Annotated in this window: 24 protein-coding genes, 1 tRNA gene and 1 pseudogene; 8 read left to right on the top strand and 18 right to left on the bottom strand. The window is 68.4% G+C overall.

The genetic code is table 11. From position 1 onward, the window contains the following. From QAA18_RS07910 to fabB, 4 genes are all read left to right on the top strand, one after another. A partial coding sequence (locus tag QAA18_RS07910) for an SCP2 sterol-binding domain-containing protein (protein WP_279412378.1) occupies positions 1–635 on the top strand: 635 nt, incomplete at its 5' end. After that, complete coding sequence (nadA, locus tag QAA18_RS07905; protein ID WP_279412376.1) at positions 632–1,618, top strand: quinolinate synthase NadA; 987 nt, start codon at positions 632–634, stop codon at positions 1,616–1,618. The genes QAA18_RS07910 and nadA, both read left to right, overlap by 4 nt. A gap of 81 nt (positions 1,619–1,699) precedes the next feature. After that, complete coding sequence (gene fabA, locus QAA18_RS07900; protein ID WP_279412374.1) at positions 1,700–2,215, top strand: 3-hydroxyacyl-[acyl-carrier-protein] dehydratase FabA; 516 nt, start codon at positions 1,700–1,702, stop codon at positions 2,213–2,215. Continuing rightward, positions 2,215–3,444, top strand: a complete 1,230-nt coding sequence (gene fabB / locus QAA18_RS07895; protein WP_279412372.1) for a beta-ketoacyl-ACP synthase I — start codon at positions 2,215–2,217, stop codon at positions 3,442–3,444. The genes fabA and fabB overlap by 1 nt, the downstream gene beginning before the upstream one ends. A gap of 99 nt (positions 3,445–3,543) precedes the next feature. Here fabB and QAA18_RS07890 read toward each other — a convergent pair whose 3' ends face one another. From QAA18_RS07890 to QAA18_RS07880, 3 genes are read right to left on the bottom strand one after another with little or no spacing between them, the layout of a single operon-like run. Continuing rightward, positions 3,544–4,212: a hemolysin III family protein gene (locus tag QAA18_RS07890; protein ID WP_279412371.1), complete on the bottom strand. Its 669-nt coding sequence runs from the start codon at positions 4,210–4,212 to the stop codon at positions 3,544–3,546. Then, a complete protein-coding gene (locus QAA18_RS07885; protein WP_279412369.1) occupies positions 4,209–5,114 on the bottom strand; it encodes a U32 family peptidase in 906 nt (301 codons plus the stop codon). Before QAA18_RS07885 ends, QAA18_RS07890 begins: the two co-directional genes overlap by 4 nt. Next, positions 5,101–6,099: a U32 family peptidase gene (locus tag QAA18_RS07880; RefSeq protein ID WP_279412367.1), complete on the bottom strand. Its 999-nt coding sequence runs from the start codon at positions 6,097–6,099 to the stop codon at positions 5,101–5,103. The genes QAA18_RS07885 and QAA18_RS07880 overlap by 14 nt, the downstream gene beginning before the upstream one ends. Before the next feature lie 104 nt (positions 6,100–6,203). Here QAA18_RS07880 and QAA18_RS07875 point away from each other — a divergent pair, with 104 nt between their 5' ends. Beyond that, entirely contained in the window at positions 6,204–6,662 is a 459-nt protein-coding gene (locus tag QAA18_RS07875; protein ID WP_279412365.1) for a DnrO protein, read from the top strand. Here QAA18_RS07875 and QAA18_RS07870 read toward each other — a convergent pair. From QAA18_RS07870 to QAA18_RS07820, 11 genes are all read right to left on the bottom strand, one after another. Further along, positions 6,629–7,582: a hypothetical protein gene (locus QAA18_RS07870; RefSeq protein ID WP_279412363.1), complete on the bottom strand. Its 954-nt coding sequence runs from the start codon at positions 7,580–7,582 to the stop codon at positions 6,629–6,631. The genes QAA18_RS07875 and QAA18_RS07870 overlap by 34 nt on opposite strands. 105 nt (positions 7,583–7,687) lie before the next feature. After that, on the bottom strand, positions 7,688–9,154 hold the full coding sequence (locus tag QAA18_RS07865; RefSeq protein ID WP_279412361.1) for a UbiD family decarboxylase: 1,467 nt from the start codon (positions 9,152–9,154) through the stop codon (positions 7,688–7,690). Continuing rightward, complete coding sequence (locus tag QAA18_RS07860) at positions 9,151–10,233, bottom strand: PLP-dependent cysteine synthase family protein (RefSeq protein WP_279412360.1); 1,083 nt, start codon at positions 10,231–10,233, stop codon at positions 9,151–9,153. Before QAA18_RS07860 ends, QAA18_RS07865 begins: the two co-directional genes overlap by 4 nt. Continuing rightward, positions 10,217–12,115, bottom strand: a complete 1,899-nt coding sequence (locus tag QAA18_RS07855) for a pyridoxal-dependent decarboxylase (RefSeq protein WP_279412359.1) — start codon at positions 12,113–12,115, stop codon at positions 10,217–10,219. The genes QAA18_RS07860 and QAA18_RS07855 overlap by 17 nt, the downstream gene beginning before the upstream one ends. Positions 12,116–12,138: 23 nt before the next feature. Next, positions 12,139–12,285: a hypothetical protein gene (locus QAA18_RS07850; protein WP_279412358.1), complete on the bottom strand. Its 147-nt coding sequence runs from the start codon at positions 12,283–12,285 to the stop codon at positions 12,139–12,141. Between the two features lie 76 nt (positions 12,286–12,361). After that, the gene (locus QAA18_RS07845; RefSeq protein WP_279412356.1) at positions 12,362–12,766 is read right to left on the bottom strand and encodes a SirB2 family protein; all 405 of its coding nucleotides are present in this window, start codon (positions 12,764–12,766) and stop codon (positions 12,362–12,364) included. 13 nt (positions 12,767–12,779) lie between these two features. Continuing rightward, positions 12,780–13,970, bottom strand: a complete 1,191-nt coding sequence (locus QAA18_RS07840) for an NnrS family protein (protein ID WP_279412354.1) — start codon at positions 13,968–13,970, stop codon at positions 12,780–12,782. Beyond that, entirely contained in the window at positions 13,967–16,288 is a 2,322-nt protein-coding gene (locus QAA18_RS07835) for a nitric-oxide reductase large subunit (protein ID WP_279412353.1), read from the bottom strand. Before QAA18_RS07835 ends, QAA18_RS07840 begins: the two co-directional genes overlap by 4 nt. A gap of 71 nt (positions 16,289–16,359) precedes the next feature. Then, positions 16,360–17,088, bottom strand: a complete 729-nt coding sequence (locus QAA18_RS07830) for a helix-turn-helix domain-containing protein (RefSeq protein ID WP_279412351.1) — start codon at positions 17,086–17,088, stop codon at positions 16,360–16,362. A 67-nt stretch (positions 17,089–17,155) separates the two neighbouring features. Beyond that, positions 17,156–18,553: an oxygen-independent coproporphyrinogen III oxidase gene (gene hemN, locus QAA18_RS07825; protein WP_279412349.1), complete on the bottom strand. Its 1,398-nt coding sequence runs from the start codon at positions 18,551–18,553 to the stop codon at positions 17,156–17,158. A 45-nt stretch (positions 18,554–18,598) separates the two neighbouring features. After that, positions 18,599–19,183, bottom strand: a complete 585-nt coding sequence (locus QAA18_RS07820) for an NAD(P)H-dependent oxidoreductase (RefSeq protein ID WP_279412348.1) — start codon at positions 19,181–19,183, stop codon at positions 18,599–18,601. Positions 19,184–19,315: 132 nt separating this feature from the next. On the opposite strand from QAA18_RS07820, the gene QAA18_RS07815 reads away from it, so the two are divergent. Next, the gene (locus QAA18_RS07815; RefSeq protein ID WP_279412345.1) at positions 19,316–20,272 is read left to right on the top strand and encodes a LysR family transcriptional regulator; all 957 of its coding nucleotides are present in this window, start codon (positions 19,316–19,318) and stop codon (positions 20,270–20,272) included. Here the strand turns inward: QAA18_RS07815 and QAA18_RS07810 are convergent. Together QAA18_RS07810 and QAA18_RS07805 are read right to left on the bottom strand one after the other, a co-directional pair. Next, positions 20,269–20,769 carry a GNAT family N-acetyltransferase gene (locus QAA18_RS07810; protein WP_279412344.1) on the bottom strand — a complete coding sequence of 167 codons (501 nt, stop codon included), beginning with the start codon at positions 20,767–20,769 and terminating at the stop codon, positions 20,269–20,271. The two genes, QAA18_RS07815 and QAA18_RS07810, sit on opposite strands and share 4 nt — an antisense overlap. Then, on the bottom strand, positions 20,766–21,848 hold the full coding sequence (locus QAA18_RS07805) for a methyltransferase domain-containing protein (RefSeq protein WP_279412343.1): 1,083 nt from the start codon (positions 21,846–21,848) through the stop codon (positions 20,766–20,768). Before QAA18_RS07805 ends, QAA18_RS07810 begins: the two co-directional genes overlap by 4 nt. An 87-nt stretch (positions 21,849–21,935) precedes the next feature. On the opposite strand from QAA18_RS07805, the gene QAA18_RS07800 reads away from it, so the two are divergent. Next, positions 21,936–22,964: a helix-turn-helix domain-containing protein gene (locus QAA18_RS07800; RefSeq protein ID WP_279412342.1), complete on the top strand. Its 1,029-nt coding sequence runs from the start codon at positions 21,936–21,938 to the stop codon at positions 22,962–22,964. Between the two features lie 2 nt (positions 22,965–22,966). Here the strand turns inward: QAA18_RS07800 and QAA18_RS07795 are convergent. Next, a tRNA-Ser gene (locus QAA18_RS07795) sits at positions 22,967–23,056 on the bottom strand. A gap of 91 nt (positions 23,057–23,147) precedes the next feature. Between QAA18_RS07795 and QAA18_RS07790 the strand changes: the two genes are divergently transcribed. Further along, positions 23,148–23,780, top strand: a complete 633-nt coding sequence (locus QAA18_RS07790) for a response regulator (protein ID WP_279412341.1) — start codon at positions 23,148–23,150, stop codon at positions 23,778–23,780. Between the two features lie 45 nt (positions 23,781–23,825). On the opposite strand, the pseudogene QAA18_RS07785 reads toward QAA18_RS07790, so the two are convergent. Continuing rightward, positions 23,826–24,267: pseudogene (locus QAA18_RS07785) on the bottom strand (hypothetical protein); the annotation flags it as partial.

The raw sequence follows: 24,267 nt of genomic DNA, 5'->3' as shown, positions 1-24,267 counted from the left end.
AACGCGAGTCGCGCATCCATGCGCGCGCACAGCGCCTGGCCGAGCGCCTGGGCGTGCGTGCCGCCGCCGCCCATGCGTTGCTCGACGTTGCGATCGGCGAGGGGCGTGCGCGCCAGGATGGCGCCGCAAGCGGGTATCGCTGGTTGCGCCTGCTACCGCCACCGTCGCGCATTGCGCCCTTCGCACGCTGCGTGCCCGGTGAGTGGCAGCGTCGCGTGCTGGAAACGGCGATGGCGCGGGTGCTCGGTGCCGCGCTCGACGCCGGCGACCTGGACTTCCTGCGCGAACGCAGGCTCGGCATCGACGTCACCGACCTCGACCTGCACTGGGTCGTGGGCGTCCGCGACGGCCGCCTGGCGCACGTCGGCGGCGAGGCCGAAGCCAGCGTGCGCGGCAGCGCCACCGACCTGTTGCTGCTGGCCAGCCGCCTGGAAGACGCCGACACGCTGTTCTTCCAGCGCCGCCTGGTCCTGACCGGGGACACCGAGCTCGGCCTGACCGCACGCAACCTGCTCGAAGGCCTGCGCTGGGACGCGGTGCCGCTGGGCCTGCGCATCGCCCTGGATCGAGGCGCGCGCCTGGCACGGGCCGCGCGAGCGGCGCACTCCGGCTGTCCGGCGGGCGACGCCGCATGAACCCTGCCGCCGACCGCGCCGCGCTGGCGGCGATGCTGGAGCGCCTGCTGCCCTGCGTGGAAGTGCCGTACCACTTGATGTGGATCGACAGGATCGACGCGCTCAAGCGCGAGCGCGGCGCGGTGATCATGGCCCACAGCTACCAGTCGCCGGAAATCTTCCACGGCGTGGCCGACATCACCGGCGACTCGCTGGCGTTGGCCCAGGCCGCGGCGGACTGCGACGCCGACCTGATCGTCATGTGCGGCGTCCACTTCATGGCCGAAAGCGCCAAGATCCTGGCACCGCACAAGACCGTGCTGCTGCCCGACCTGGAAGCGGGGTGTTCGCTGGCCGCGTCGATCACCGCTGCCGACGTGCGCGCATTGCGCGCCGCGCATCCGGGCGTGCCTGTGGTGAGCTACGCCAACACCTCCGCAGACGTAAAGGCCGAATCCGATGCCTGCTGCACATCGGCCAATGCGGTGCAGGTGGTGGAGGCCATGGGCAGCGACAAGGTGATTTTCCTGCCTGACCGCTACCTGGGACGCTGGGTCGCCAGCCAGACCGAGGTCGAGCTGGTGCTGTGGCACGGCACCTGCGAGGTCCACGAGACGTTCACCGCGCAGCAGGTGCGCCATACCCGCGAGCAGTTCGACGCGCTGGTGGTGGCGCACCCGGAATGCGCGCCGGAGGTGCTGGCCGAGGCCGACTTCGTCGGCTCCACCACCGCCATGGGTCGCTGGCTGGCGCGCGAGCGCCCGCAGCGCGTGGCAATGGTCACCGAGTGCTCGATGGCCGACAACCTGCGTGACCAGTTCCCGCAGGTCGAGTTCATCAAGCCCTGCAATCTGTGCCCGCACATGAAGCGGATCACGCTGCCGGCCATCCATGCCGCACTGCGCGACCTGCGCCATGAAGTCGTGATCGACGCCGGGGTGATCGGACGGGCGCGCGCGGCCCTGGAGCGGATGCTGGCCGTGGGCCGGCGCGAGGCCGCCTGATGCCGGATCCCGGGCCGGCGGTGGCCCGAATCGGGGAAAACCGGCAAAATCCCCGCTTTCCCCCGGCGTAACCGATTCCCGATGACCCGACCCAGTTCCTTCGATCGCGAGCAACTGCTTGCCTGTGCCCGCGGCGAGATGTTCGGCCCCGGCAACGCGCGCCTGCCGGCCCCGCCGATGCTGATGTTCGACCGGATCACCGGGATCTCCACCGAGGGCGGCCGCTACGGCAAGGGCCTGATCCGGGCCGAGCTCGATATCAACCCGGACCTGTGGTTCTTCGCCTGCCACTTCGAGGGCGACCCGGTGATGCCCGGCTGCCTGGGCGTTGACGCGATGTGGCAGCTCGCCGGGTTCTACTTGCCCTGGCTGGGCGAGCCCGGCCGCGGCCGCGCCCTGGGCGTGGGCCAGGTGAAGTTCAGCGGGCAGGTGCTGCCGGAGGCCAAGGTGGTGAGCTATGAAATCGACATCCGCCGGATGATGCGCGGCAAGCTCGCGTTGGTGATCGCCGACGGCCGCACCTACGTCGATGGCAACGAGATCTACGTGGCCGAGAACCTGCGCGTCGGCCTGTTCGGATCCACGGAGGCATTCTGATGGCTGCCGGCAAACCGCAGCGCCGCGTCGTGGTTACCGGCATGGGGGTCGTCTCGTGCCTGGGCAACGAGCTGTCGACCGTCAGCGATTCGCTGCGGCAGACGCGCCCGGGGATCCGTTTCATGCCCGAGTACGCCGAACTCGGCCTGCGCAGCCAGGTCGCCGGCGTGCCGGAGATCGACCTGGACGCGCGCATCGACCGCAAGCTCAAGCGTTTCATGGGCGATGCGGCGGCCTATGCCTACGTGTCGATGGCCGACGCCATCGCCGATGCGGGCCTGAGCGACGAGCAGGTGCGCGATCCGCGCACCGGCGTGATCGCCGGTTCCGGAGGCGGCTCGGCGCAGTGGCAGATCGAGACCGGCGACCTGCTGCGCAACAAGGGCGTGCGCAAGGTCGGCCCGTACATGGTGCCGCGCACGATGTGCTCGACGGTGTCGGCGGCGCTCGCGACCTCGTTCGGCATCCGCGGCGTGAGCTATTCGATCTCCGCGGCCTGCGCGACCTCCGCGCACTGCATCGGCGCGGCGGCGGACATGATCCGCCACGGCATCCAGGACGTGGTTCTCGCCGGCGGCGGCGAGGAAGTGCACTGGGGCATGACCGCTCAGTTCGACGCCATGGGCGCGCTGTCGACGAAGCACAACGACACGCCGGGTACCGCATCGCGGCCCTACGACGTCGACCGCGACGGCTTCGTCATCGCCGGTGGCGGCGGCATGCTGGTGCTGGAGGACTACGAACACGCGAAGGCGCGCGGTGCGCGCATCCATGCCGAGCTGGTCGGCTACGGCGTGACCTCCGACGGCGCCGACATGGTCGCGCCGTCGGGCGAGGGTGCGGTGCGTTGCATGCGCATGGCGCTGGAAGGCGTGGACACGCCGGTCGACTACCTCAACACCCACGGCACCTCGACGCCGCTGGGCGACATTGTCGAGCTCGAGGCGATCGGCAAGGCCTTCGGCGAAGGCAATATCCCGCCGCTGTCGTCGACCAAGGCGCTGTCGGGGCATTCGCTCGGCGCGGCCAGCGTGCACGAGGCGATCTACTGCCTGCTGATGATGCGCGACGGTTTCATGGCCGGCTCCTACAACATCCTGGAGCTGGATCCGCGTGCCGAAGCCTATCCGGTGCTGCGCCATGCCACCGATGCGAAGCTGGCGACGGTGATGTCGAACAGTTTCGGTTTCGGCGGGACGAACGGGACGTTGGTGTTCCGGGCGGTGTGAGAGTGAAGCAGGGGAATAGGGAATGAAGGGAATGAGGGGAATGGTCGCCGAGACGCTGCCCATTCCCCTCATTCCCTTCAATCCCCTCATTCCCGATACCTACGCGTACCCCATCACCATCACCATGTGGCACCCCGTCCCTGCCAGGACAAAGAGGTGCCAGATGAAGTGCGCGTAGCGCATGCGGTCGTGCAGCAGGTAGAAGGCGACGCCGGTGGTGTACGCGAGACCGCCGGCGAACAGCCAGGCCAGGCCGCCTGGCGGCATGTGCGTCCAAAGCGGCTGGATCAGGGCCAGCGCGGCCCAGCCCATGCCGACGTACAGCGCCACGGATACCTTGCGGTAGCGCGCCCCGGCCAGCAGCTTGAACACGATGCCGGCAAGCGCCAGCGTCCAGATCACCGCGAGCATCGTCCAGCCCAGGCTGCCGCGCAGCACGCCGAGCAGGACCGGCGTGTAGGTGCCGGCGATCAGCAGGTAGATCGCGCTATGGTCCAGGCGCCGCAGCCAGCCATTGCGGTCTGCCTGCGGGTTTGCGTGGTACAGGGTCGAAGTGAGGTACATCAGGATCGCGGTGCCGCCGAAGATCGTGGCACCGACGACGGCGAGGCTGCTGTCGGCCTGCAAGGCATCGAACACCAGGAACGGCAGCGCACAGATCGCCAGCAGCAAACCGATGCCATGGCTGAGGGTGTTGGCCAGGTCCTCGCCGCGGGTCGGTACGCGGGAGGTCCGGACCGGCAACGTACGCTCGGGTATGGTGCTCATGAGTCGCCAATATACGCCGGTCCCGTGAACATTCCCGGTACGCCGTGCCAGTAGCCGCTGCGCCGGGCCAGGCCAGGTTGGGAGACCTTGCTGGCAAGTGCCTGGCGGAAGTGCGCGAGCACCTGCTCCATGCCCTCGGCCTGCGGCTGGATGCGCAGCAGCCCGACGCCCAGGTCGCGCAGCTCCGGGATCTCCGGCGACAGGTCGACGATGTGTTCGCCCTGGACCTGGACGCCATTGATGCGCAGGAGTTGGTCGCCGTCGCGCGTGGCCAGCGCCAGGCCGTCGGGGTAGTCGATGCAGCGGAAGCCGCACTGGTCCTTGGGCAGGTCGAGGGCGCGCGCCGTGAAGCAGCGCGCCGACCATGCCAGCGGCGGACGGCCCCAGGCGACCACTTCGAGTTCCGGCATGGCACGACCCGCGGCGCGGGTGGCCTCGACGATGTCGCTGATCAGCGCATGACCCTGCTCGACGCAGGGCACCCAGCGCTGCAGGCCATCCTCGACCAGCAGGGCGAGTGCTTCGTGGTTGTAGACGTTCAGCGACGGGCCGGCCACGAACGGCACGCCGTTCTCGCGGCACAGCTGTACCGCGCTCACGTCGTTGGCCTCGATCCAGTACTTGCCGAGCGCGACCTGGCGGCGCACGACCGAGACCTCGGATTCGGCCTCGATCAGCGCGAGCGAGGACAGCACGACCTGCTTGCCGGCATCGACCAGGCGCGCGGCCACGTCGAACCAGTCGGCGGTGCGCAGTTCGCGGCGCTTGCTGCACACGGTTTCACCGACGTAGACCACGTCAACGGGCCAGGACTCGACCTCGCGATAGAAGGCGAGGGTGCGTTCGCGCGGCCAGAAGTACTGCATCGGGCCCAGGCTCAGGCGCATGTCAGTGCCAGGCACGGTGGTACGCCCCCAGCGTGGTCTGGTGCCCTTCGGCGTGCGCGGACAGCGCGGATTCCCATTCGGGTTGCGATTGCCAGCGTTCCGGGTCGGCGCTGTAGCGGTCAAGCGCCGCGCGCCAGGTGCGGGTGACCGAACCAACATAGGCCACGCCGCGCTGGCGTCCTTCGATCTTGAGCGCGACCACGCCGGCGCGCGCCAGCCGCGGCAACAGCGACAGGGTGTTGAGGCTGGTGGGTTCCTCCAGCGCGTGGAAAATCTCGCCACCGACATCAAAGCGACCCTTGCACACGGTCGGATAGCCGGCCGGTTCGGCGGGCTCGAAGCGGTCGATCAGGACGTCGTTGAGGCGCACTTCGCGACTGCCGTCGTCCTGCTCGTCCCAGCGCACGAACTTCGCCGGCGAGCACACGCCGTGGCGGTTGGGGGACGCGCCCGTGACGTAGCTTGACAGCTGGCAGCGACCCTCGACCATGATGCACAGGCTGCCGAAGGCGAACGTCTCCAGCGGCACCGGCGCGGATTCGCACAGGCGTTCGACCTGCTGGATGGACAGTACCCGGGGCAGGACCGCGCGGGCGATGCCGAAACGTTCGTGGTAGTAGCGCAGCGCCGGCGCGGTGGTGGCCGAACCCTGGACCGAGAGGTGCCGCGGCAGTTGCGGATGGTGGCGCAGGGCATGGGCCAGGACCGCAGCCTCGGCGGCGATGATGGCATCGCAGCCGAATTCGGCGGCGCGGTCGACCGCGGCCTGCCACTGGGGCAGGCGCGCGCTGTCGGGATAGGTGTTGAGGGCCAGGTAGACCCTGGCGCCGCGCTTGTGGGCGTAGGCGATGCCTTCGCGCAGGGCGGCGTGGTCGAAATTCAGGCCGGGGAAGGCCCGCGCATTGGTTTCGTCGCGGAAACCGGCATACACGGCGTCGGCGCCCGCATCGACGGCCGCTTGCAGCGCCGGCAGGTTGCCGGCGGGACAGACCAGTTGCATGCGTGTTTCCTCGTGGACCCGGCGGCCATGGTCGGCGGGCCCGCCCGCGCGCGTCATTGACATGGATCAGGCCGGCGGACGGTGATAGCGGCTATGCTTGGCGCATGGACATCAACAAGCCGCTTTCCCTCGCAATCGCCGCCGCGCTGGCCTGTGCCGCGCTGCTCCCGGCCACGGCCCTTGCCCAGCACGCCGGCCATGCCGACCATGCGGCGCCCGCCGCCGTCGTGGCGCCCGGCGTGACCTACGCCACCGATGCGCCACTGCGCAAGGGCATGGGCGATATCCGTTCCGCCGTGCAGGCACTGGACCATCACGAGCACGGGCACATGAACGCCGACCAGGCCCTGGCGACCGTCGCCATCGTCGAGCGCTCGATCGGCTACATCGTCGCCAACTGCAAGCTCGAACCCGAGGCCGACCACGCGCTGCACGGCATCCTGGCCAAGCTCGGCAAGGGCGTCGCGGCACTGAAGGCCGACCCGAATGACATGACCGCGCTCGCGCCGATGCGCGAGGCTGTTGCCGACTATTCGGTCCTGTTCGACGCCGCCGCGGACTGAGCGCTTCCCGGAACCCAGGTCTCCTGCCGCGTGAGCGGCCCGAGATGGACGATGTGCGTATGGAGCTCACCGACCCTGGATACTCCGTAGACGGGATAGTCGTAGAAGTCCTCGTATGGAAGCAGACCCGCATTGCCTCGCAGATGGAGCGCGGCAGGCGATGCAAATGCCGCGGCGACCGGCAACTCCTCGCCCGTGAGTGAGATGCTGGCGACCGCATCGCGGTCGATGCCGCTCGCCAACAGGCGCTGGCCGGCAGGCTGGCGATTGTTCGCATCGAAGCGATAGCGGCCAGCGAGCATCATGTGCATGGCGCCGGCATAGGCGACGATCCTGGTCCCGGGGTGGGCCCTTGCCGCCTCCAGCATCGCGTTCGCCATCGTCTCGTTACGGGTGTCGTCGAGCAGCGCTCGGTTGACGAAGATGCGTGTCCTGTCCTCGTCCATCGCCACAACGGCCCGCACGCGGTGGCGGTTGAGATATGCCCAGCGCAGGATGTCGTGCAACGGCAGCGCTTCCACTTCGCCCCAGATGCCGTCGAACTCCTGTTCATCGCCCGAGGCGAGATAGCGGTCGATCGCAGGTTGGACCGATGCGGGCAATTCCAGCAGCAGCACCATCGGTCGGCGGTCGATGTCGTCGAGCAGTCCGGTGAAATAGTGGACGGTCTCCTTCCTGAAATGGGTTTCACCGACCAGCACGAAACGCTTGGGCGCCAGTTCGCCAGCCAGCGTTTGCCTGTCCATCAGGTCGGGCGCCAACAACTGCCGGACGGCTTCGACTTCGCTTTCCTGAAGCGCGACCTCCGGTGGTTCATGCCAGTCCGGCGCCAGGAATGCGCGCAGCGCAAGCAGGAATGCGCAGGCGCCAATCAGCCATGCCATGGCCTTGGCGAGACCTATCAATCGATTCGTCTTCATTCTGGCGCCTGGTCATTGCCTGGCATCGATGGGGGGAGGGATTTCATCATCCGGCTGGCGCGGCCTACCTTGATCTGTATCAATGCCGCCGGAAAATGCGGGCACCTATGCCATCAGTTGGGCCCAGAGCGCGTCGACCCGGCGCTCCACGTCTGGGTCCAGGGTGATCGGCCGGCCCCAGGCACGGCTGGTCTCGCCCGGCCACTTGTTGGTCGCGTCAATGCCCAGCTTGGATCCCAGGCCTGCGACCGGACTGGCGAAGTCCAGGTAATCGATCGGGGTGTTCTCGACCAGCATCGCGTCGCGGGCGGGGTCCACGCGCGTGGACATCGCCCACAGCACCTGGGCCCAGTCGCGCGCATCGATGTCGTCGTCGACCACGATCACGAACTTGGTATAGGTGAACTGCCGCAGGTACGACCACACGCCCATCATCATCCGTCGCGCGTGGCCGGCGTACTGCTTGCGGATCGAGACCACCGCGATGCGGTAGGAACAGGCCTCGGGCGGCAGGTGGAAGTCGACGATCTCCGGGAACACCTTGCGCAGGATCGGCACGAACACGTCGTTGAGCGCGCTGGCCAGCACCGAGGGTTCGTCGTGCGGCGCACGGCCCATGTAGCTGCCGTGGTAGATCGCGCGGCGCCGCAGGCGCATGCGCTCGATGGTCAGCACCGGGAAGCGATCGACGGCGTTGTAGTAGCCGGTGTGGTCGCCGAACGGTCCCTCCATGGCGCTGTCGCCTGGATGGATGTGGCCTTCGAACACCATTTCGGCGCCAGCCGGTGCGTCCAGTCCGGTGGCCTGACTGTGCCAGGTGCGGGTCCGCCGCCCGCGCAGCAGGCCGGCGAACTCGTATTCGGACAGGGTGTCGGGAATCGGCGCCACCGCGGCGAGCAGGGTGGACGGATCCGGGCCGATCGCCACCAGCACCGGGAAGGGTTGCTGCGGATGGCTGTTGCACCAGTCGGCGTAATCCAGCGCACCGCCGCGATGCGGCAGCCAGCGCATCACGACGCGATTGCGATCGAGCACCTGCATCCGGTAGATCGCCACGTTCTGCCGTGGCTTGCGGGTACCGCGGGTAATCACCAGGCCCAGCGTGACCAGCTTCCCCACATCGCCCGGCCAGCAACGCTGGATCGGCAGGCGCGCAAGATCGACGTCGTCGCCTTCGAGCACCTCTTCGTTGAAGGCCGCATTGGCCACGCGGCGCGGGGCGACATTGGCCAGTTGCGCCAGTTCCGGCCAGCTGGACAGGGCGTCGCGCAAACTGGACGGCCAGCGCGGTTCCTTCACCGCGGCGAGCAGCTCACCGAGTTCGCGCAGGGAGGCCAGCGGACGGCCGCCCAGCGCGGCCTCGATCCGGGAGCGGTGTCCGAACAGGTTGCCCAGCATTGGATGGCCGGAGCCCGTGGCCTGCTCCATCAACAGCGCCGGACCACCCGCGCGTTGCGCGCGCAGGCACAGCGATGTCGATTCCAGCTCCGGATCTACCGGCGCATGCACGCGCTGCAACTGTCCGTCGCGCTCCAGCTGCGCGAGGAAGCTGCGCAGGTCCGGGAACGTCATGCGGCCAGCGGCGCCACGGTGGCGCGCATGGCGGCGAGTTGCGGGCGTGGATCGATGCCGCGTGCCGCCAGCCAGTCGCGATCGAACAGGGTGTCGCTGTAGCGCTCGCCGTGATCGCACAGCAGCGTGACGATGCTGCCGCGTTCGTCGCGCTCGCGCATCCGCCCAGCCAGCAGCAGGCAGGCGGCCAGGTTGGTTCCCGACGAACCGCCGTAACGGCGGCCGAGCAATTCCTCCAGCATCCAGGTGGCAGCGATGGATTGTGCGTCGGCGACCTCGACCACCTCGTCGACGATCTCGAACAGGAAGCCGGGCTCCACCCGTGGCCGGCCGATGCCTTCGATAATGGTCGGACAGGTGGCGTGGGCGAGCCGGTCGCGGCGCTGCCAACCCTGGGCAAAGGCAGCGCCGGCCGGCTCGGCCACGCACAGCCGGGTACGCAGTCCGCGATAGCGCAGGTAGCGGCCGATCGTTGCGGAAGTGCCGCCGGTCCCCGCACCGCACACGACCCACGCCGGTTCGGGATGCGGCTCCTGTTCCAGCTGGCCGAGGATCGACTCGGCGATGTTGTTGTTGCCGCGCCAGTCGGTGGCGCGCTCGGCCAGTCCGAACTGGTCGAGATGACAGGCACCGCGCGACGCATGTTCTTCGGCGCGCGCATACACGCTCGCCGGATCGTCGACCAGGTCGCATTGCCCGCCCAGTTCGCGCACCGCCGCGATCTTGCGTGGCGCAGTGCATGCGGGCATCACCGCGGTGAACGGCAGGCCGAGCAGGCGGGCGAACCAGGCTTCGGAGATCGCGGTGCTGCCCGAAGAGGCGTCGACCACGGGCTGGCCCTGCCGCAGGCGGCCATTGCACAAGGCGTACAGGAACAGCGAACGGGCGAGGCGGTGCTTGAGGCTGCCGCTGGGATGCGCCGCTTCGTCCTTGAAATAGAAGTCGATGCCGGGGAAGGCGGGCAGGCGCTGGTGCAGCAGGTGGGTGTCGGCCGAACGGGCCGCTTCCCGGCGCAGGATGCCGACCGCTTCGCAGGTCCACGCCCGATCGGAGCTGTCGGTGTCAGCCGGCGAGCGCACGGATCCGGTCCTCGAGGTATTCGAAGTACAGGTCGATGTAGCTGATGCCGTTCTCGTGGTCGATCAGGTAGGGATTCATCAGCGTGTGGCGCAGTACCACCAGTCCGGTTTCGTCGTCGGCACCGGGCTCGTCGAGGCCCAGTTCGCCCAGGATGCGTTCGCGGTCGTCGGAATCCAGGCCATCGAGGTGCAGCGTGGTGACCGAGCCGAAGAACTCGTGGGTCTGCAGCGGCCTGCGCGGGTCGCTGCGCAGCCCGTCGTGGAGCTTGCGCACGAAGGTGCTCGCCGCCGCGACGGTGCGGCTGCGCCTCGGGGCGATCGCTACGCAGACCAGGTTGCTGTCGGGTTCGAACGGAATGCAGGCATGGGCGACGTCGCCGACGTCGGCCACCAGGTGCCGGGCACGCGCGACGAAGGCCTCGGCGGCGGCGATCGAATGCCGCTGCAGCACGCCGAAGCCGGTGTGGTCCAGCGGCAGCACCTTGTGGGTGACGTAGGCGGCCGCCGCGGCCGCGCCCGGCTTGGAGCCTTCGAGCGTGTACAGGCCCAGGTTGCGGTAGTGCGCGAGGTAGCCGGCCGGCGACTGGCTGTGGAAGACGTAATCGGCGCTTTCGGCCAGCAGGCCCATGGCGCGGTGGTCGCGGCAGACGAAGGCGCCGGCGCCGTAGGGCAGGTAGCCGAGCTTGTGCGGGTCCACCGTGACCGAGTCGCAGCGGCCGAGTGCGGCGAATGCGGCATGCACCGCCGGCGATGGAAACGACTGGAATCCGGCGGCGACTTCCCCGCGCGCACGCAGGCTGCCATCCGGATTGCGGAACAGCGCGGCCAGGTAACCGCCCCAGGCGGCGTCGACGTGCACACCGAAGCCGAAGTCGCTGGCTTGCGCCGCATCGCGGACGTCGCAGATGCGGTCGACGGGATCGATGCTCCCGTACTCGGTGGTGCCCAGCACGCCCACCGTCATCAGCACCGGTTGCCCCGAGTTGCGGCAGGCCTCGACCATGTCCGCAAGCGCGTCGGCGTCAAGGCGCATGCCGCGTTGCGGGATCGCCTGCAGCATGTCGCGGCCTAGCCCAAGCAGCTTCATGCCCTTGCTCCAGGAGTAGTGCGCGGTGGCCGGCGCCAGCACCAAGGGCGGGCGCAGGGAAGGGTGGACATCGAAGAAGGCGGCGAGGCCGCGCTGTTCCAGCCGCTGTGCCTGTACCCGTTCGCGCCAGCGGCGCTGCTGTGCCGGGAGTTGGGCACCCAGCCACTCGTTCCACGACTGCAGCAGGGCCACGGCGTCGGTGCTGCCGAGGTTGAACGCGGCCACGTCGTCGTCCGGCAGTGCGATGTCGGGCACCTGCGCGGCACGTAGCGCGACCGGGAAGGCCTTCAGCGCCAGCGCCAGCCGCAGCGCCTGCAGGTTGGCCGATGTGCCGCCGGAGGTCAGGTGCCCGAAGGCGCAATCGGGCGCGGCCGGATCGTGTACGTAGCCGAGCATGCGTGCCAGCTGCAGGCCGACCTGCACTTCCAGGTCGACGGTGACGGGCGCGGCGTCCTCGCTGACGTTGTTGGGGTTGTACGGAAGGGTGAGGATCTGCGCCGCCAGTCCCGGCAGCAGCAGGTCCGACACCATGTGGCCGAGGTAGCGCGGGCTGTGGAACGGCACCGATTGCTTCAGAGCCGCCGAAAGCTGGTGCAGCTCGCGGCGCATGCGCGCCTCGAGCTGCCGGTAGCCGGGCTGGCCGGCGGCGCTGGTCGGGATCGCCGGCGGATCGGCCGGATGGAAGTTGCGCCGCCAGTAGACGTGGTCGCGCAGGAACTCGACGACCAGTTTCTCCAGCAGCGCATCGTTCTCGCCGTAAGGGCCCAGGAAACAGGCGTCGACCATGCCCCCCATGCGGGTCTCCCGGGCCGTCCGGATCAGAAGGGAATCGACATGTAGGTCAACGGCTTCGCGTCGTCGCTGCCGCTGTCGAAGGCGAACGCGGCGCTGGTGGCGGCCAGGGCCACGAGCACGGCCGCAGCGACCGAGACGATCACGACATGGCGGAAGATGAAGTCTTTCATTGCAGCTGCTCCGAAGGGTTGGGTATTGCGTCGGAGCCTATTTTCCGCACCCGTGGCGCGGGTTCCCTGACGTGGGTCAAGTGGGAACGTACGGCAGCAGCCAGCCCAGCGGGTGGTGGTAGCGGGCGATCCCGAAGATGGTGGCGAACACCAGCAGCGCGGCCACGTAGCAAACGGCCCTGGCAGCAGGCGTCCGGCCGCGGCGCAAGGCGTACAGGCCCAGCACCACGTACACCACCAGCAACGCCAGCTTGGCGGTGAGCCAGCCATTGGCGAACAGCGCGCCGGGCAGGATGGTCACCAGCATCAGCGCAGCAGTGAGCAGTACGGTGTCGATGCTGTAGCTCAGGTAGCGCACTGGCGCCGCCTGCGGCCAGCGCATGCGGGCGAGGATGCCCAGGCCGCGCAGCGCGAACAGGCCGCCGCTGAGGCAGACCGCGAGGATGTGGACGGAGCGGATCTGTGGGTAGAACTCGATCATGCAGGCAGGTCGCTCAACCGGGGCGGCCGTCGGCGCGCGGAGTGACATAGATGCGCAACGATGCCAGCACCCATGGCGCGAACGCCAGCAGCCAGCCGATCGCGGCGACCGCCTGCCAGGCCCACTGGTCCGGCATCAGCTCCGCGGCGATGCGTGTTGCCGTCACGAGCTGGATCACCACGAAGGCGAACGCCGCGACCTTTCCGAAGACCAGCGGCCTGCCCGAATGCCCCTGGGTGACGCGCGTGACCATCGCCACCAGAAGGCTGCCGAAGAAGCCGATGAACAGTGCGTGCGCCGGTGCGCGGCCAAGGACGAAGCCGCCGTCCAGCGCGTAGATGACGCTTTGCACGATGTACAACGCCATGGCCACCGGCAGCCAGGCGTAGCCCAGGAACAACACCCGGGCCAGCGCTGGCGCCGGGCCGCGCGGCCAATTGCGCCACAGCCACATTGCCGAGAGCGCGAGCAGGCCGGTATCCGGGATCCACAACCAGGCGTAGGCGTGGGCCAGTTCCAGCATCAGGTGGACGAGCGTGAGCGGCCAGAACGCCGCCAGCACGCGCAGGTCGCGCCAAGGCCGGTAGCCGGGCACGACGTTTGCCGCAAAGAACGGGAACATGCGGTGGGCCACGGTGAAGTACACCGGCAGCAACAGGCCGAAGCTGCCGATCTTGATCGCGGCGAACATCAGCCGCGGATCGGCGCCGTGCAGGTACATCGCGTAGCAGATGAAGCCACCCAGGCCGGCCAGCATCGCCGCGCCGCACGACACCGCATGCCAGGTGCGGCCGGCGTCCTGCCACAGCCAGCGCAGCAGGTAGAACAGGCCCGTGGCCCAGCCAGCGATGGTGAACAACGCGCCCAGGTGCAACAGGTGCGCTGGCCCCAGCGCCCCGGCGATCGTCAGGAGCTGCCCCCCGAACAACCCGATACCGACCGGAACGTAGTGCCAGCGCGTGAGTTCGTCCAACCCCATCCACCGCGGGAACACGGTGAGCAGGAAGCCGAACATGAAAGGTGCCAGGACCTGGTACTGCATCACGATCGCGTGGATCCAGCCGCCGTACACCGCTGGCTGCTGCAGCTCGAACAGTTGCCAGCGCAGGTCGACCAGCCACAACGCCCACCACGCCATCGCCAGCAGCACGTTTCCGGCGCCGATGGCGAACAGCAGGCGATGGGGGGCGTTGGCGATGTTCATTCGATGTCCTTTTCCTTGTGCGGCTTGATCCACAGGCGAAGGATGAACCAGGCCAGGGCCAGGGCGCCGACGCTGAAGATGGTGTCGCCGGGCACGCGCATCCACACCAGCAGGTCGACGATGGGCTTCTGCATGAACTCGGCCGAGCGTGCGTACCAGTAGCCGTGCTCGATCGCCGCCAGCAGTTGCATGGTGCCCAGCGGCAGCAGGGTCAGCAGGGCCATCAGCGCCAGGCCGATGTTCAGCGCCCAGAACGCGACCTTGAGCGCGCCGGTGTTCCAGCGCAGGTGCCCGCGCAGGCCGCGCATGCAGAACAGCACCAGGGCGATGCCGAGCATGCCGTACACGCCGAACAGCGCGGTGTGGCCATGCAGCGGCGTCAGGTTCAGGCCCTGCATGAAGTACAGCGACAGCGGCGGGTTGATGAGGAAGCCGAACAGGCCCGCGCCGACCAGGTTCCAGAACGACACCGCCAGGAAGAACAGGATCGGCCAGCGGTAGCGCTCCATCCACGGCGTGGCCTTGCCCAGTTTCCAGGTGTGGTACGCCTCGAAGCCGATGTAGGCCAGCGGCACCACTTCCAGCGCGCTGAAGCTCGCGCCCAGTGCCACCACCGCGGTCGGCGTGCCGACGAAGTACAGGTGGTGCAGGGTGCCGAGCACGCCACCGGCCATGAACACGATGGTGGCGAACAGCACCGCGACCGTCGCCGTGTCGGTGCGGATCAGGCCCAGGCGGGTGAAGATCAGCGCCATCACCGCGGTGGCGAACACTTCGAAGAAGCCTTCCACCCACAGGTGCACCAGCCACCAGCGCCAGTACTCGACTTCGGAGATGTGGGTGTGTTCGCCCCACATCAGCGCCGAGGCGAAGAACAGGCCGATGCACACGGTCGACAGGAACAGCAGGCCGACGATGTGGCGCGATTCGCTGGCCTTGCCGTCGGCACCGCGGCCCATCAGCACCGGCCACAGCGCACGGCCGACCAGCACCAGCCACAGGATCAGGCCGATGAACAGGTACCACTGCCAGAAGCGGCCCATGTCGGCGTACTCCCAGCCCTGGTGGCCGAACCAGAAGTTGTTGTCGAGCCCGAGCTTCTGCATCACCGCCAGCCACTGGCCCGCGAACGAGCCGACCACGATCACGATCAGCGACACGAACAGGAAGTTCACGCCGAAACGCTGGAACTTCGGTTCGTGCCCGCTCAGCGCGGGCGCGATGTACAGGCCGGTACCCAGCCACGCGACCGCGATCCACAGCACCGCCAACTGCGTATGCCAGGTACGGGTGATGGAGTAGGGCAGCACTTCGCTCAGCGCGTAGCCGTAGGCGACCTGGCCTTCGACCTGGTAGTGCGCGGTGATCGCGCCGAGCAGGATCTGCACCAGGAACAGCGCCAGCACCAGCCAGAAGTACTTGGCTGTGGCCGCCATCGACGGCGTGATGCGCAGGCCGGCGAACGGATCCCTGGCCGGTACCGTGTGCTCGGGCTCGCCACGACCATGGCTCACGGCGTGGTGCCAGCCCAGGATGGCGATGCCCAGGATCAGGAACAACACGCTGAAGGCCGACCACACCCACATCGAGGGCGGCGGTACGTTGTCGATCAGCGGTTCGCTGGGCCAGTTGTTGGTGTAGGTGACGACCTTCGACTGCACCCCGGACTGCTCCGGCGACAGGGTGTCGCCGCTGTCGCCGGGACGCTCCGTGCCGGCGGCCCAGGCGGTCCACCAGAAGAACGCGGTGAGCGCGCGCCGGTGGTCGGCGTCGGGCACCGTGCCTTCCTTCATCGCGTAGGCTTCGCGCAGTTCGGCGGTGGCCGGGTCGTTGCCGAACAGGCTCTCGTAGTGCGCGGCCACGTTCGACAGCGCGGCGACGCGGTCGCGCGACAACGTGATGGTGCCGGTTGCGGCGTCGTAGGTATTGGTGCGCATCTCGCGCTTCAGGCGCCCGCGCAGCGCTTCCTTCTCCTCGTCCGGGAGCAGGTCCCAGGTGGCCATGCCGCCGTCGGCACGCGCCCACAGGTCCAGCAGTTGCACCGCCTCGCGATGCAGCCAGTCCGCACTCCAGTCGGGCGCGACGTAACCGCCGTGGCCCCAGATCGAGCCCAGCTGCATGCCGCCCATCGACTGCCAGACCTGGCGGCCCTTCTCGATGTCGGCGCGGGTGAAGACGACGGCGCCGTTGTCGGCGACTACCTGTTCGGGAACGGGCGGCGCAGCACGGAAGATTTCGGTGCCGGCCCAGAGCAGCACCGAGAACGAGACGATCAGCAGGGTGGCAAGAGCGATCCAGAGCTTGCGGGTGTTTTCCATGGGGTTCTCCCGGAGTTGCGCGCATGGTGGCGGCCGCGCGCACCGGGCTCCATGACCCAGGTCAAGGCCGCCTACGTGTGCAGGATCGCGCCCGCGATGGCTTCGAGGCGTGAACGGTCCAGTAGTTCGAGTTCGCGCCTGTCCACGGCAATGATGTCCTCGTCCTGGAAGCGCTTGAGCACGCGGCTCACGGTTTCAGGTGCCAGGCGCAGGTAGTTGGCGATGTCGGTGCGGGCCATCGTGAGCTGGAAGCGGTCGGGAGAGAAACCGCGCGCCGACAGGCGCCGCGACAGGCCAATCAGGAACGCGGCCATGCGCTCGTCGGCGGTCCAGTCGCCGGCCAGCAGCGAAGCGCGGCCGATGTCGCTGCTGAGCAGCTTGAACAGCGTCTGCTGCAGGCGCGGCACCCTGGTGGCGAGCACGGAGATCTTGGGGAACGAGAACCGGCACAGCATCGCCGTGTCCAGCGCCACCGCGTTGCACGGATACACGTCGCCGGCGATTGCGTTGAGGCCGATCACCTCGCCCGGCAGGTGGAAACCGAGCACGTGCTCGCGCCCGTCGCGGTCGATGCTGTAGGTCTTGACGGTGCCGGCACGGACCGCGGCGATCGCCTCGAACGGATCGCCCTCGCGGAACACGTGGTCGCCGGCATGCAGCGGCCCGACGTGCTCGACCAGCATGTGCAGGTCGCGCAGGCCGGACTTGTCCATGCCCTGCGACAGGCAGGCCTGGGAGAAGGCGCAGGTGGAGCAGAAGGTGAACGCATCGCCATCGTCGGCGAGCGTCGTGGAGTCCATGCGGGGGAAGGCCGTTGTCACGCCGATCGGTACTCCAGGTCAGGTGACGCCATGCGGGCGCGACAGCTCAGATCGCGCGCGAAAACCTTGGCGCGGCGCCTTCTGCTGGTCGGTCGAGGTATCGGTCGAAGCACATTGCAATATTACGCAATAGCAGGCGTCCCTGCGTAGTGGCGGCGATCCGGTGGGGCTCGATCCGGACCAGGCCGTCGTCGACCATGGGGCGCAGCCTGGCGACGGCATCGGCGAAGTAATCGAAGAATGCTATCGCGTGGCGCCGTTCGAGCGCCGTGACCGGGATTTCCCCCTGGCACATGAGCTGCTGGATCAGGTCGGCCCGGAGCACGTCGTCCTCGTCCAGCTGCATGCCGCGGAAGACCGGAAGGCGGCCTTCGTCCAGGGCGATCTGCCAGCTTGGCAGGTCGCGCGGGTTCTGGCTGAAGCTGTCGCCGATGTGGCTGATGGCGCTGACCCCGAGACCGACCAGGTCGCTGTCGGCGTGGGTGGTGTAGCCCATGAAGTTGCGGTGCAGGCTGCCGCGTTCCTGCGCGCGCGCCAGATCGTCGTCGGGCAGGGCGAAATGGTCCATGCCGATGTAGACGTAGCCGGCGGCGGTGAGCTTTTCGATCGCCAGTTGCAGCAGGCCCAGCTTGGTCGCCGCGTCGGGCAGGTCGGCCGCGTCGATCTGCTTCTGCGCCTTGAACAGCTCCGGCAGGTGCGCGTAGCTGTAGACCGCGAGGCGATCCGGACGCATTTCCAGCACCGTGTCCAGGGTGCGGGCGAAGCCCTCGAGGTTCTGCTTCGGCAGGCCGTAGATCAGGTCGATGTTGACCGAGCGGAAGCCGCCCTGGCGGCACGCATCGACCACGGCACGGGTTTCCTCGACGCTCTGGATGCGGTTGACCGCCTCCTGCACCGCCGGATCGAAATCCTGCACGCCGAAGCTGGCGCGGTTGAAGCCGATCTTGCCGAGAGCCAGCACGTCGGCGGCATTGGTGTAGCGGGGATCCAGTTCGATCGAAAGATCGCGCGTGGGCGAATCGGAGAAGCGGAAGTGCGAGCGCAGCGTGTCGACCAGGTCGCCCAGCTGTGCCGGCGACAGGAAGTTCGGGGTGCCGCCGCCCAGGTGCAGCTGGATCACTTCGCGGTCGCGGTCGAACAGCGCGGCGGTCAGCGCGATCTCGCGGTACAGGCGGACCAGGTAGGTTTCGCCGCGCGCCAGGTCGCGGGTGATGATGCGGTTGCAGCCGCAGTAGAAGCACGGGCTCATGCAGAACGGCACGTGCACGTATAGCGACAGCCGGCGCGGGATCGGGTCGCCGTTGCTGGCGGCCACGGCGGCGCGCAGGGCGTCTTCGCCGAAGCCCGTGCTGAACTGCGGCGCGGTCGGGTAGGAGGTGTAGCGCGGTCCAGGCCGGTCGTACCGGCGCAGGAGTGCGGCATCGAAGCGGGGATTGGCGAGCATGGGACGAAGGTTAGGGCGCGCCGCGGGGGCGCGCCTTGACCCTGGTCATGCCGCGAGTACCTCCCGCGCGGGCTCGGCGATGGTGGCGCGTGCGGCCTCGAGCAGTTCCGGCTTCTTGTCCGGCGTGACGGCCAGGCCCTCGACGCGGACGAACTCGATGTCGGTGATGCCGAAGAAGCCGAACATGAAGCGCAGGTAGGGCTCCTGGAAATCCGACGGCGCATCGAGGTGGTAGCCGCCGCGGCTGCTGGCGATGATCACCTTCGTGCCGCCGGCCAGGCCCTGGACGCCGTCGGCGGTGTAGCGGAAGGTCTTGCCTGCGACGGCCAGGCGATCGATCCAGGCCTTGAGCGTGGAGGGGATGGAAAAGTTGTACATCGGCGCCCCGACGACCACGACATCGGCCTCGAGGAACTCCTGCATCGTGCGGGCGGCGGTGTCGGCCTCGGCCGGGTCCGCACCAGCCAGCGAGCCGGCGCTCAGGTGCGGCAGCGGGTCGGTCTCCAGGTCGCGGCGGACCACCTGGAGGCCGGGATAAGCGGCCTGCCAGCGGGCAACCACGGCGGCGCTGAGTTCGCGGCTGGCGGAGTTGGCGCCGAGGATGCTGGAATCGACATGGAGTAGTTTCATGGCTGGGTCCTTTCGTCAGGAGCGGCGGCAGCCGCGACCAGCCCAGTGTCGATCGTTGCGAAATCAGTATAAATACAGTCTGATATTACTGTGCGTTCCGATTATGGAACGACGGGCAGCCCGGAGCACGCCATGCAGGACCTCAACGATCTCTATTACTTCGCCATGGTGGTGGAGCATGGCGGTTTCGCCGCGGCCGAACGCGCCCTGGGCATCCCCAAGTCACGCCTGAGCCGGCGCATCAGCCAGCTGGAAAGCGACATGGGCGTGCGGTTGCTCCAGCGCTCCACCCGGCGTTTCGCGGTCACCGACGTCGGCAACGGGGTCTATCGCCACGCGCAGACCATGCTGGCCGAGGCGCAGGCCGCCCGCGACGTGGTCGACCGCCTGAGCGCGACGCCGCGCGGCCTGGTCCGGGTCAGCGTGCCGGTGTCGCTGGCCCAGCAGCAACTGCCGATGCTGCTGCCGGACTTCATCGCCCTGTATCCGGACGTGCGGATCCAGTTCCACGTCACCAACCGTCGCGTCGACCTGATCAACGAAGGGATCGACGTGGCCCTGCGTGTCCGCAACCGGCTCGACGATGACGGCAGCCTGGTCATGCGCAGCTTCGGCCAGATCCAGGAGCTGCTGGTGGCCAGTCCGCGCTATCTCGACGGCATGGGCCGTCCGGCCACGCCAGACGACCTGGCCGGACACGTCACCCTGAGCATGGGCGAGGACGATGCGCGCCAGCATTGGGAACTGCACGGACCCGGCGGCGAGGTACGCCAGATCGACCTGCGTCCGCGCATTGCCGGATTCGACTTCCCGATGCTGCGTTCGCTGGCATGGCAGGGCGTGGGCATCACCCTGCTGCCGGAAACCCTGTGCGCCGAACTCGTGCGCGCGCGCGAACTTGAAGTAGTGTTGCCCGAGTGGCGCCTGCCACAAGGCATCTGCCACGCAGTGTTCGCATCGCGCCGCGGGATGTTGCCCGCGGTGCGGGTGTTCATCGACTTCCTTGCCGAGCGCTTGCCGCCACTGATCGAGGCCGCGCAACTGGAATGCACCGAAGGATGCCTGGGAGCGGGATCCGCGAAGCCCTAGGCACGGAGCAACTGGCACATCCAGACGCTGGGAATCTGGGCAGTGAAGCCTGCCTTGCAATACGCCTGGCGCGCGGGCGCATGGCTCGGATCGCCGCCAGTGGAGACGGTGGCAGCCTTCATCCCCGACTCGCGCATCCGGTCGATCGCGAACCGGTACATGGCGGTGCCGATGCCGCGACCGCCGTATTGGGGGTCGACGGCATTCAGCCCGACTTCGCCGATGGCGGTGGCGGCATCGAGCTGCATTGACACGAAGCCGCGCACTTCGCCGTCCTGCTCGGCGACGAACAATTCGAACGCAGCATCCTGCGCAAGCATCGAGGCGAGCATCGATGCTTGCGCCTCGTCGTCCCGCGCCTGGACGATCGCATAGAGCTTGTCTCCGAGGATCGCCCTGAACGAGGCGAACACGCTGGCGAACGCCGCCGCGCGGATTGCTTCCATGCGCGGCGCGTCCGCCGGCGTCGCCCGGCGGAACACCAGGCCGTGGGTCATCGGCGGGCCTCGAAGATCAGGTTGAACGGCGTCTCGGCCGCGCGCCGGAAGTGGCGGAAGCCTGCCTTGCGGAACACCTCGGCCAGGCGCGCTTCGCCGGCCTGTGCGCCCAGCGCCATCGTGCCGCCTTCGGCGATGGCGTGGGCGACGCAGATCGTGGTCGACGCGGCGTAGTAGAGCTGGCCGGGCAGGGTGAGGTTGTCTTCGAGCTTGTCGTTCGCATAAGGCTCGACCAGCATCACCGTGCCGCCGGGCGCCAGCGCTTCGGCGGCATGTCGCGCCGCCGCAACCGGATCGCCCATGTCGTGCAGGGTGTCGAAGAAGCAGATCAGGCCGTAGCCCTGGCCGGGATAGTTGTTGGCCCGCGCCAGTGCGAAGTCGGCGAGGTTCGCAACGCCTGCGTCCTTCGCGTTGCGGCGTGCTTCGGCCAGGGATTGCGGATGACTGTCGAAACCGTGGAAGCGGGAGTTCGGGAATGCCCTGGCCATCAACGCGGTCGAGTGGCCATGGCCACAGCCCACGTCGGCGACCTGGATGCCAGCCTCGAGCGCGGGCACCACGCCTTCCAGCGCCGGCAACCATTCCTGCACCAGGCTGGCGCGGTAGCCATTGCGGTAGAACGCCGCCGACCCACACGAGAGGCGGGGATCGTGGCTGCCCCACGACACACCGTGGCCAGTGCGGAACGCCTGCAGGGTGAGTTCCTCGTCGGCCCACATCGACGCCGGCACGTTCCAGGCCGGCGGGATGTGCAAGGGGCTGTCTTCGTCGGCGAGCACCATGGCCTGTTCGGGCAGCAGCTCGTAGGTGTCGCTGGACGGGTGGTAGCAGATGTAAAGGCTGGCGGCCTGGGCGTTGAGCCACTCGCGTACGTAACGCTCGGCACAGCCCGAGCGGGTCGCCACCTCGCGTGCGCTCAACGGACCGGCCCCGGCCATCGTCCGGTACAGGCCGAGCTTGCTGCCGAGGCCGACCATCACTCCGGTGTACGCTGCGGCAAGGTCGGAGGTCGCACGAAGGGCGAAGGCGTCCAGTCGGTCCTGGTCGAATGCGGGCTTTTCGTGGAGCAATGCGGACATGGTGGTAATCCTTGTGGAGGTGGTGATCATGGTCGGGCGCGGCTAGGATTCCCGGCAGTGGCTAATTCGCCTGCAACCGGTCCGTTCGTGCCACGACGCCACGCTGCCGCCGGCAAGCCCCTCAGGGTCGCCCTCGTGGCGATCCCGGACGCTGCCATTTCCACGCTCGCCGGCATCTACGACGTCATCAACGGCGTCGCCTTGATGGGCCTGGCCGTGCCCGGGTCGGGACCACCGTTCCGCATCGAGATCGTCGGTGAAACCCGGGGTCCGCTGCGCCTGGCCAGCGGATTGCCGATCGACGTGCAGCGCGACATCGACGATCTCGACGCCTGCGACATCGTCATCGTGCCGTCGGTACTGCTCAAGCCCGGCGGCTGGGAACGTGGCCGTTACCCACGCCTGGTGGACTGGCTGCAACGCATGTACACGGGTGGCGCGCGGATCTGTTCGGCATGTTCGGGCGTGTTCCTGATTGCCGAAACGGGCATGCTCGACGGGCACGAGGCCACCGTGCATTTTTCCTATGCGGAGGCGTTCTCGCGCCTGTATCCGGCGGTGAAGGTCAATCCGGAGCGGGTGCTGGTGGTGTCCGGTCCCCACGAGGAGCTCGTCAGTTCCGGCGCATCCACGACGTGGCACGACATGGTGCTGTACCTGACGGCGCACCATGCGGGAACGACCGTCGCCCAGGAGATTGCGCGGCTGTTCGCCTTGCAGTGGCACCAGGATGGATTGAAGCCGTACATCGTCTTCGCGGGGCGGCGCGACCATGGCGACAGCGAGATCGCCAGCGCGCAGGACTGGCTGGACCACCACTTCTCGGTGGCCACGCCGGTCGAGGCGATGATCCAGCATTCCAGCCTCGCCGAGCGCACGTTCAAGCGGCGCTTCACCCTGGCGACCGGGCTGTCGCCGATCGCCTACGTGCAACGCCTGCGCATCGAGGATGCCAAGCGCCGCCTGGAGCGCACGGATGTGCCCGTGGACGAAATCGGCTGGCGCGTCGGCTACGAAGACGCGGCGTTCTTCCGCCGCTTGTTCAAGCGCACCACCGGACTGGCGCCGGGGGCATACCGCAAGCGGTTCCGCATTCCGGATTTCGCCAGGCAATAGAATGGCGGAGAGGGTGGGATTCGAACCCACGGTCGTGTCTCCACGACGGCGGTTTTCAAGACCGCTGCCTTAAACCACTCGGCCACCTCTCCGGATCCCTATTGTAGAGCCGAGCCATGCTCGGCTGCTGACCCGCGGTCTCGCGGCTGGCGGCTACCGGCAAGGCCTGCCTAGGCTGCTTCCATGGCGATCCGGGTGTGCCTTGTCGACGACCACGCACTGGTGCGCACCGGGATGCGCATGCTGCTCGACGGCGAAAGCGGCATCGAAGTGGTGGGCGAGGCGGCCTGCGGCGAGGAGGCGCTGCCGCTGGCGCGCCGGCTGCAACCGGACGTGGTGCTTTGCGACCTGCACCTGCCGGGCCTCAGCGGACTGGAGGTCACTGCGCGCCTGGTGCGTGGCGGCATCCGCGTAGTGGTGGTCTCGGTGCTGGAAAGCGGGCCGATGCCACGACGGGTGATCGAGGCCGGCGCCTGCGGCTACGTCGGCAAGGGCGGCGATGCCGGGGAACTGGTGCGCGCGGTGCACGCGGCCGCGCAGGGACGCCGCTTCCTGTCGAGCGGCATCGCACAGGGCCTGGCGCTGTCGGGGCTGGGCGAGCACCGCTCGCCGTTCGACGCGCTGTCTGCGCGCGAACTGGAGGTGGCGATGCTGCTGGTGCGCGGGCTGCGCCAGGAGGACATCGCGCGCAGGCTGAGCCTGAGCGCGAAGACCATCAACACGCACAAGTCGCGGCTGTTCGACAAGCTCGGCATCCGCGACAGCATCGCGCTGGCGCGGATGGCGGGACATTACGGCCTTTCCGAGCCGATGTGATCGGCTCGGAAAGGACCAGGCCCGACAGGGCCAGGCCCTATAGCATCAGGCGCTGTGCTTCTGCTCCTCGCCTTCGGCCGCGGCTTCGGCCGGGTCGGCGATCGGCGCGGGCATGCTCGGCGCGGGCAGGGTGTCGAACAGGCCGGGCGCACGCGGCGACACCGGCTCGATCTCCGCATCGGCCACGACCTGCGGCTCCTCAGCCGGTTCCGGCTCCGCGGACTGCACGGGCTCCTGGGCCGGTTCCGGCTCCGCCGGCTGCACGGGCTGTTCGACCGGTGCGGAGGCTTCGGCAGCTTGCACCGGCTGCTCGACCGGAGCCGTGGCTTCGGTGGCCTGTGCCGGCTCGTCGTCGAAGTCGAACTCCGGCTGGCTGCGCTGGGCGAGGGTGACGTCGCCGGACATCGCGTCGTCCTGCTCGTTCGAAGCGGCCTGTGCGTTCTCGTTGCCGGCCTCGGCGTCGGCGCCACCGTTTCCGCGGCGACGG

The sequence above is a fragment of the Luteimonas sp. 8-5 genome, from assembly GCF_029763755.1.
In the GTDB taxonomy this organism is placed as follows: domain Bacteria; phylum Pseudomonadota; class Gammaproteobacteria; order Xanthomonadales; family Xanthomonadaceae; genus Cognatiluteimonas.
The sequence above is the reverse complement of the archived record's forward strand: the minus strand, read 5'-3'. Positions and strand labels throughout refer to the sequence as shown.

Bases quoted from the DNA above. Each gene is read 5' to 3' on its own strand.
- QAA18_RS07835 (WP_279412353.1), bottom strand. From the start codon at position 16,288: ATGGAAAACACCCGCAAGCTCTGGATCGCTCTTGCCACCCTGCTGATC.
- QAA18_RS07890 (WP_279412371.1), bottom strand. From the start codon at position 4,212: ATGAGCACCATACCCGAGCGTACGTTGCCGGTCCGGACCTCCCGCGTA.
- fabA (WP_279412374.1), top strand. From the start codon at position 1,700: ATGACCCGACCCAGTTCCTTCGATCGCGAGCAACTGCTTGCCTGTGCC.
- QAA18_RS07790 (WP_279412341.1), top strand. From the start codon at position 23,148: ATGGCGATCCGGGTGTGCCTTGTCGACGACCACGCACTGGTGCGCACC.
- fabB (WP_279412372.1), top strand. From the start codon at position 2,215: ATGGCTGCCGGCAAACCGCAGCGCCGCGTCGTGGTTACCGGCATGGGG.
- QAA18_RS07830 (WP_279412351.1), bottom strand. From the start codon at position 17,088: ATGGACTCCACGACGCTCGCCGACGATGGCGATGCGTTCACCTTCTGC.
- QAA18_RS07880 (WP_279412367.1), bottom strand. From the start codon at position 6,099: ATGCAACTGGTCTGTCCCGCCGGCAACCTGCCGGCGCTGCAAGCGGCC.
- QAA18_RS07875 (WP_279412365.1), top strand. From the start codon at position 6,204: ATGGACATCAACAAGCCGCTTTCCCTCGCAATCGCCGCCGCGCTGGCC.
- QAA18_RS07870 (WP_279412363.1), bottom strand. From the start codon at position 7,582: ATGAAGACGAATCGATTGATAGGTCTCGCCAAGGCCATGGCATGGCTG.
- nadA (WP_279412376.1), top strand. From the start codon at position 632: ATGAACCCTGCCGCCGACCGCGCCGCGCTGGCGGCGATGCTGGAGCGC.
- QAA18_RS07840 (WP_279412354.1), bottom strand. From the start codon at position 13,970: ATGAACATCGCCAACGCCCCCCATCGCCTGCTGTTCGCCATCGGCGCC.
- QAA18_RS07855 (WP_279412359.1), bottom strand. From the start codon at position 12,115: ATGGGGGGCATGGTCGACGCCTGTTTCCTGGGCCCTTACGGCGAGAAC.
- QAA18_RS07815 (WP_279412345.1), top strand. From the start codon at position 19,316: ATGCAGGACCTCAACGATCTCTATTACTTCGCCATGGTGGTGGAGCAT.
- QAA18_RS07805 (WP_279412343.1), bottom strand. From the start codon at position 21,848: ATGTCCGCATTGCTCCACGAAAAGCCCGCATTCGACCAGGACCGACTG.
- QAA18_RS07850 (WP_279412358.1), bottom strand. From the start codon at position 12,285: ATGAAAGACTTCATCTTCCGCCATGTCGTGATCGTCTCGGTCGCTGCG.
- hemN (WP_279412349.1), bottom strand. From the start codon at position 18,553: ATGCTCGCCAATCCCCGCTTCGATGCCGCACTCCTGCGCCGGTACGAC.
- QAA18_RS07810 (WP_279412344.1), bottom strand. From the start codon at position 20,769: ATGACCCACGGCCTGGTGTTCCGCCGGGCGACGCCGGCGGACGCGCCG.
- QAA18_RS07820 (WP_279412348.1), bottom strand. From the start codon at position 19,183: ATGAAACTACTCCATGTCGATTCCAGCATCCTCGGCGCCAACTCCGCC.
- QAA18_RS07845 (WP_279412356.1), bottom strand. From the start codon at position 12,766: ATGATCGAGTTCTACCCACAGATCCGCTCCGTCCACATCCTCGCGGTC.
- QAA18_RS07865 (WP_279412361.1), bottom strand. From the start codon at position 9,154: ATGACGTTCCCGGACCTGCGCAGCTTCCTCGCGCAGCTGGAGCGCGAC.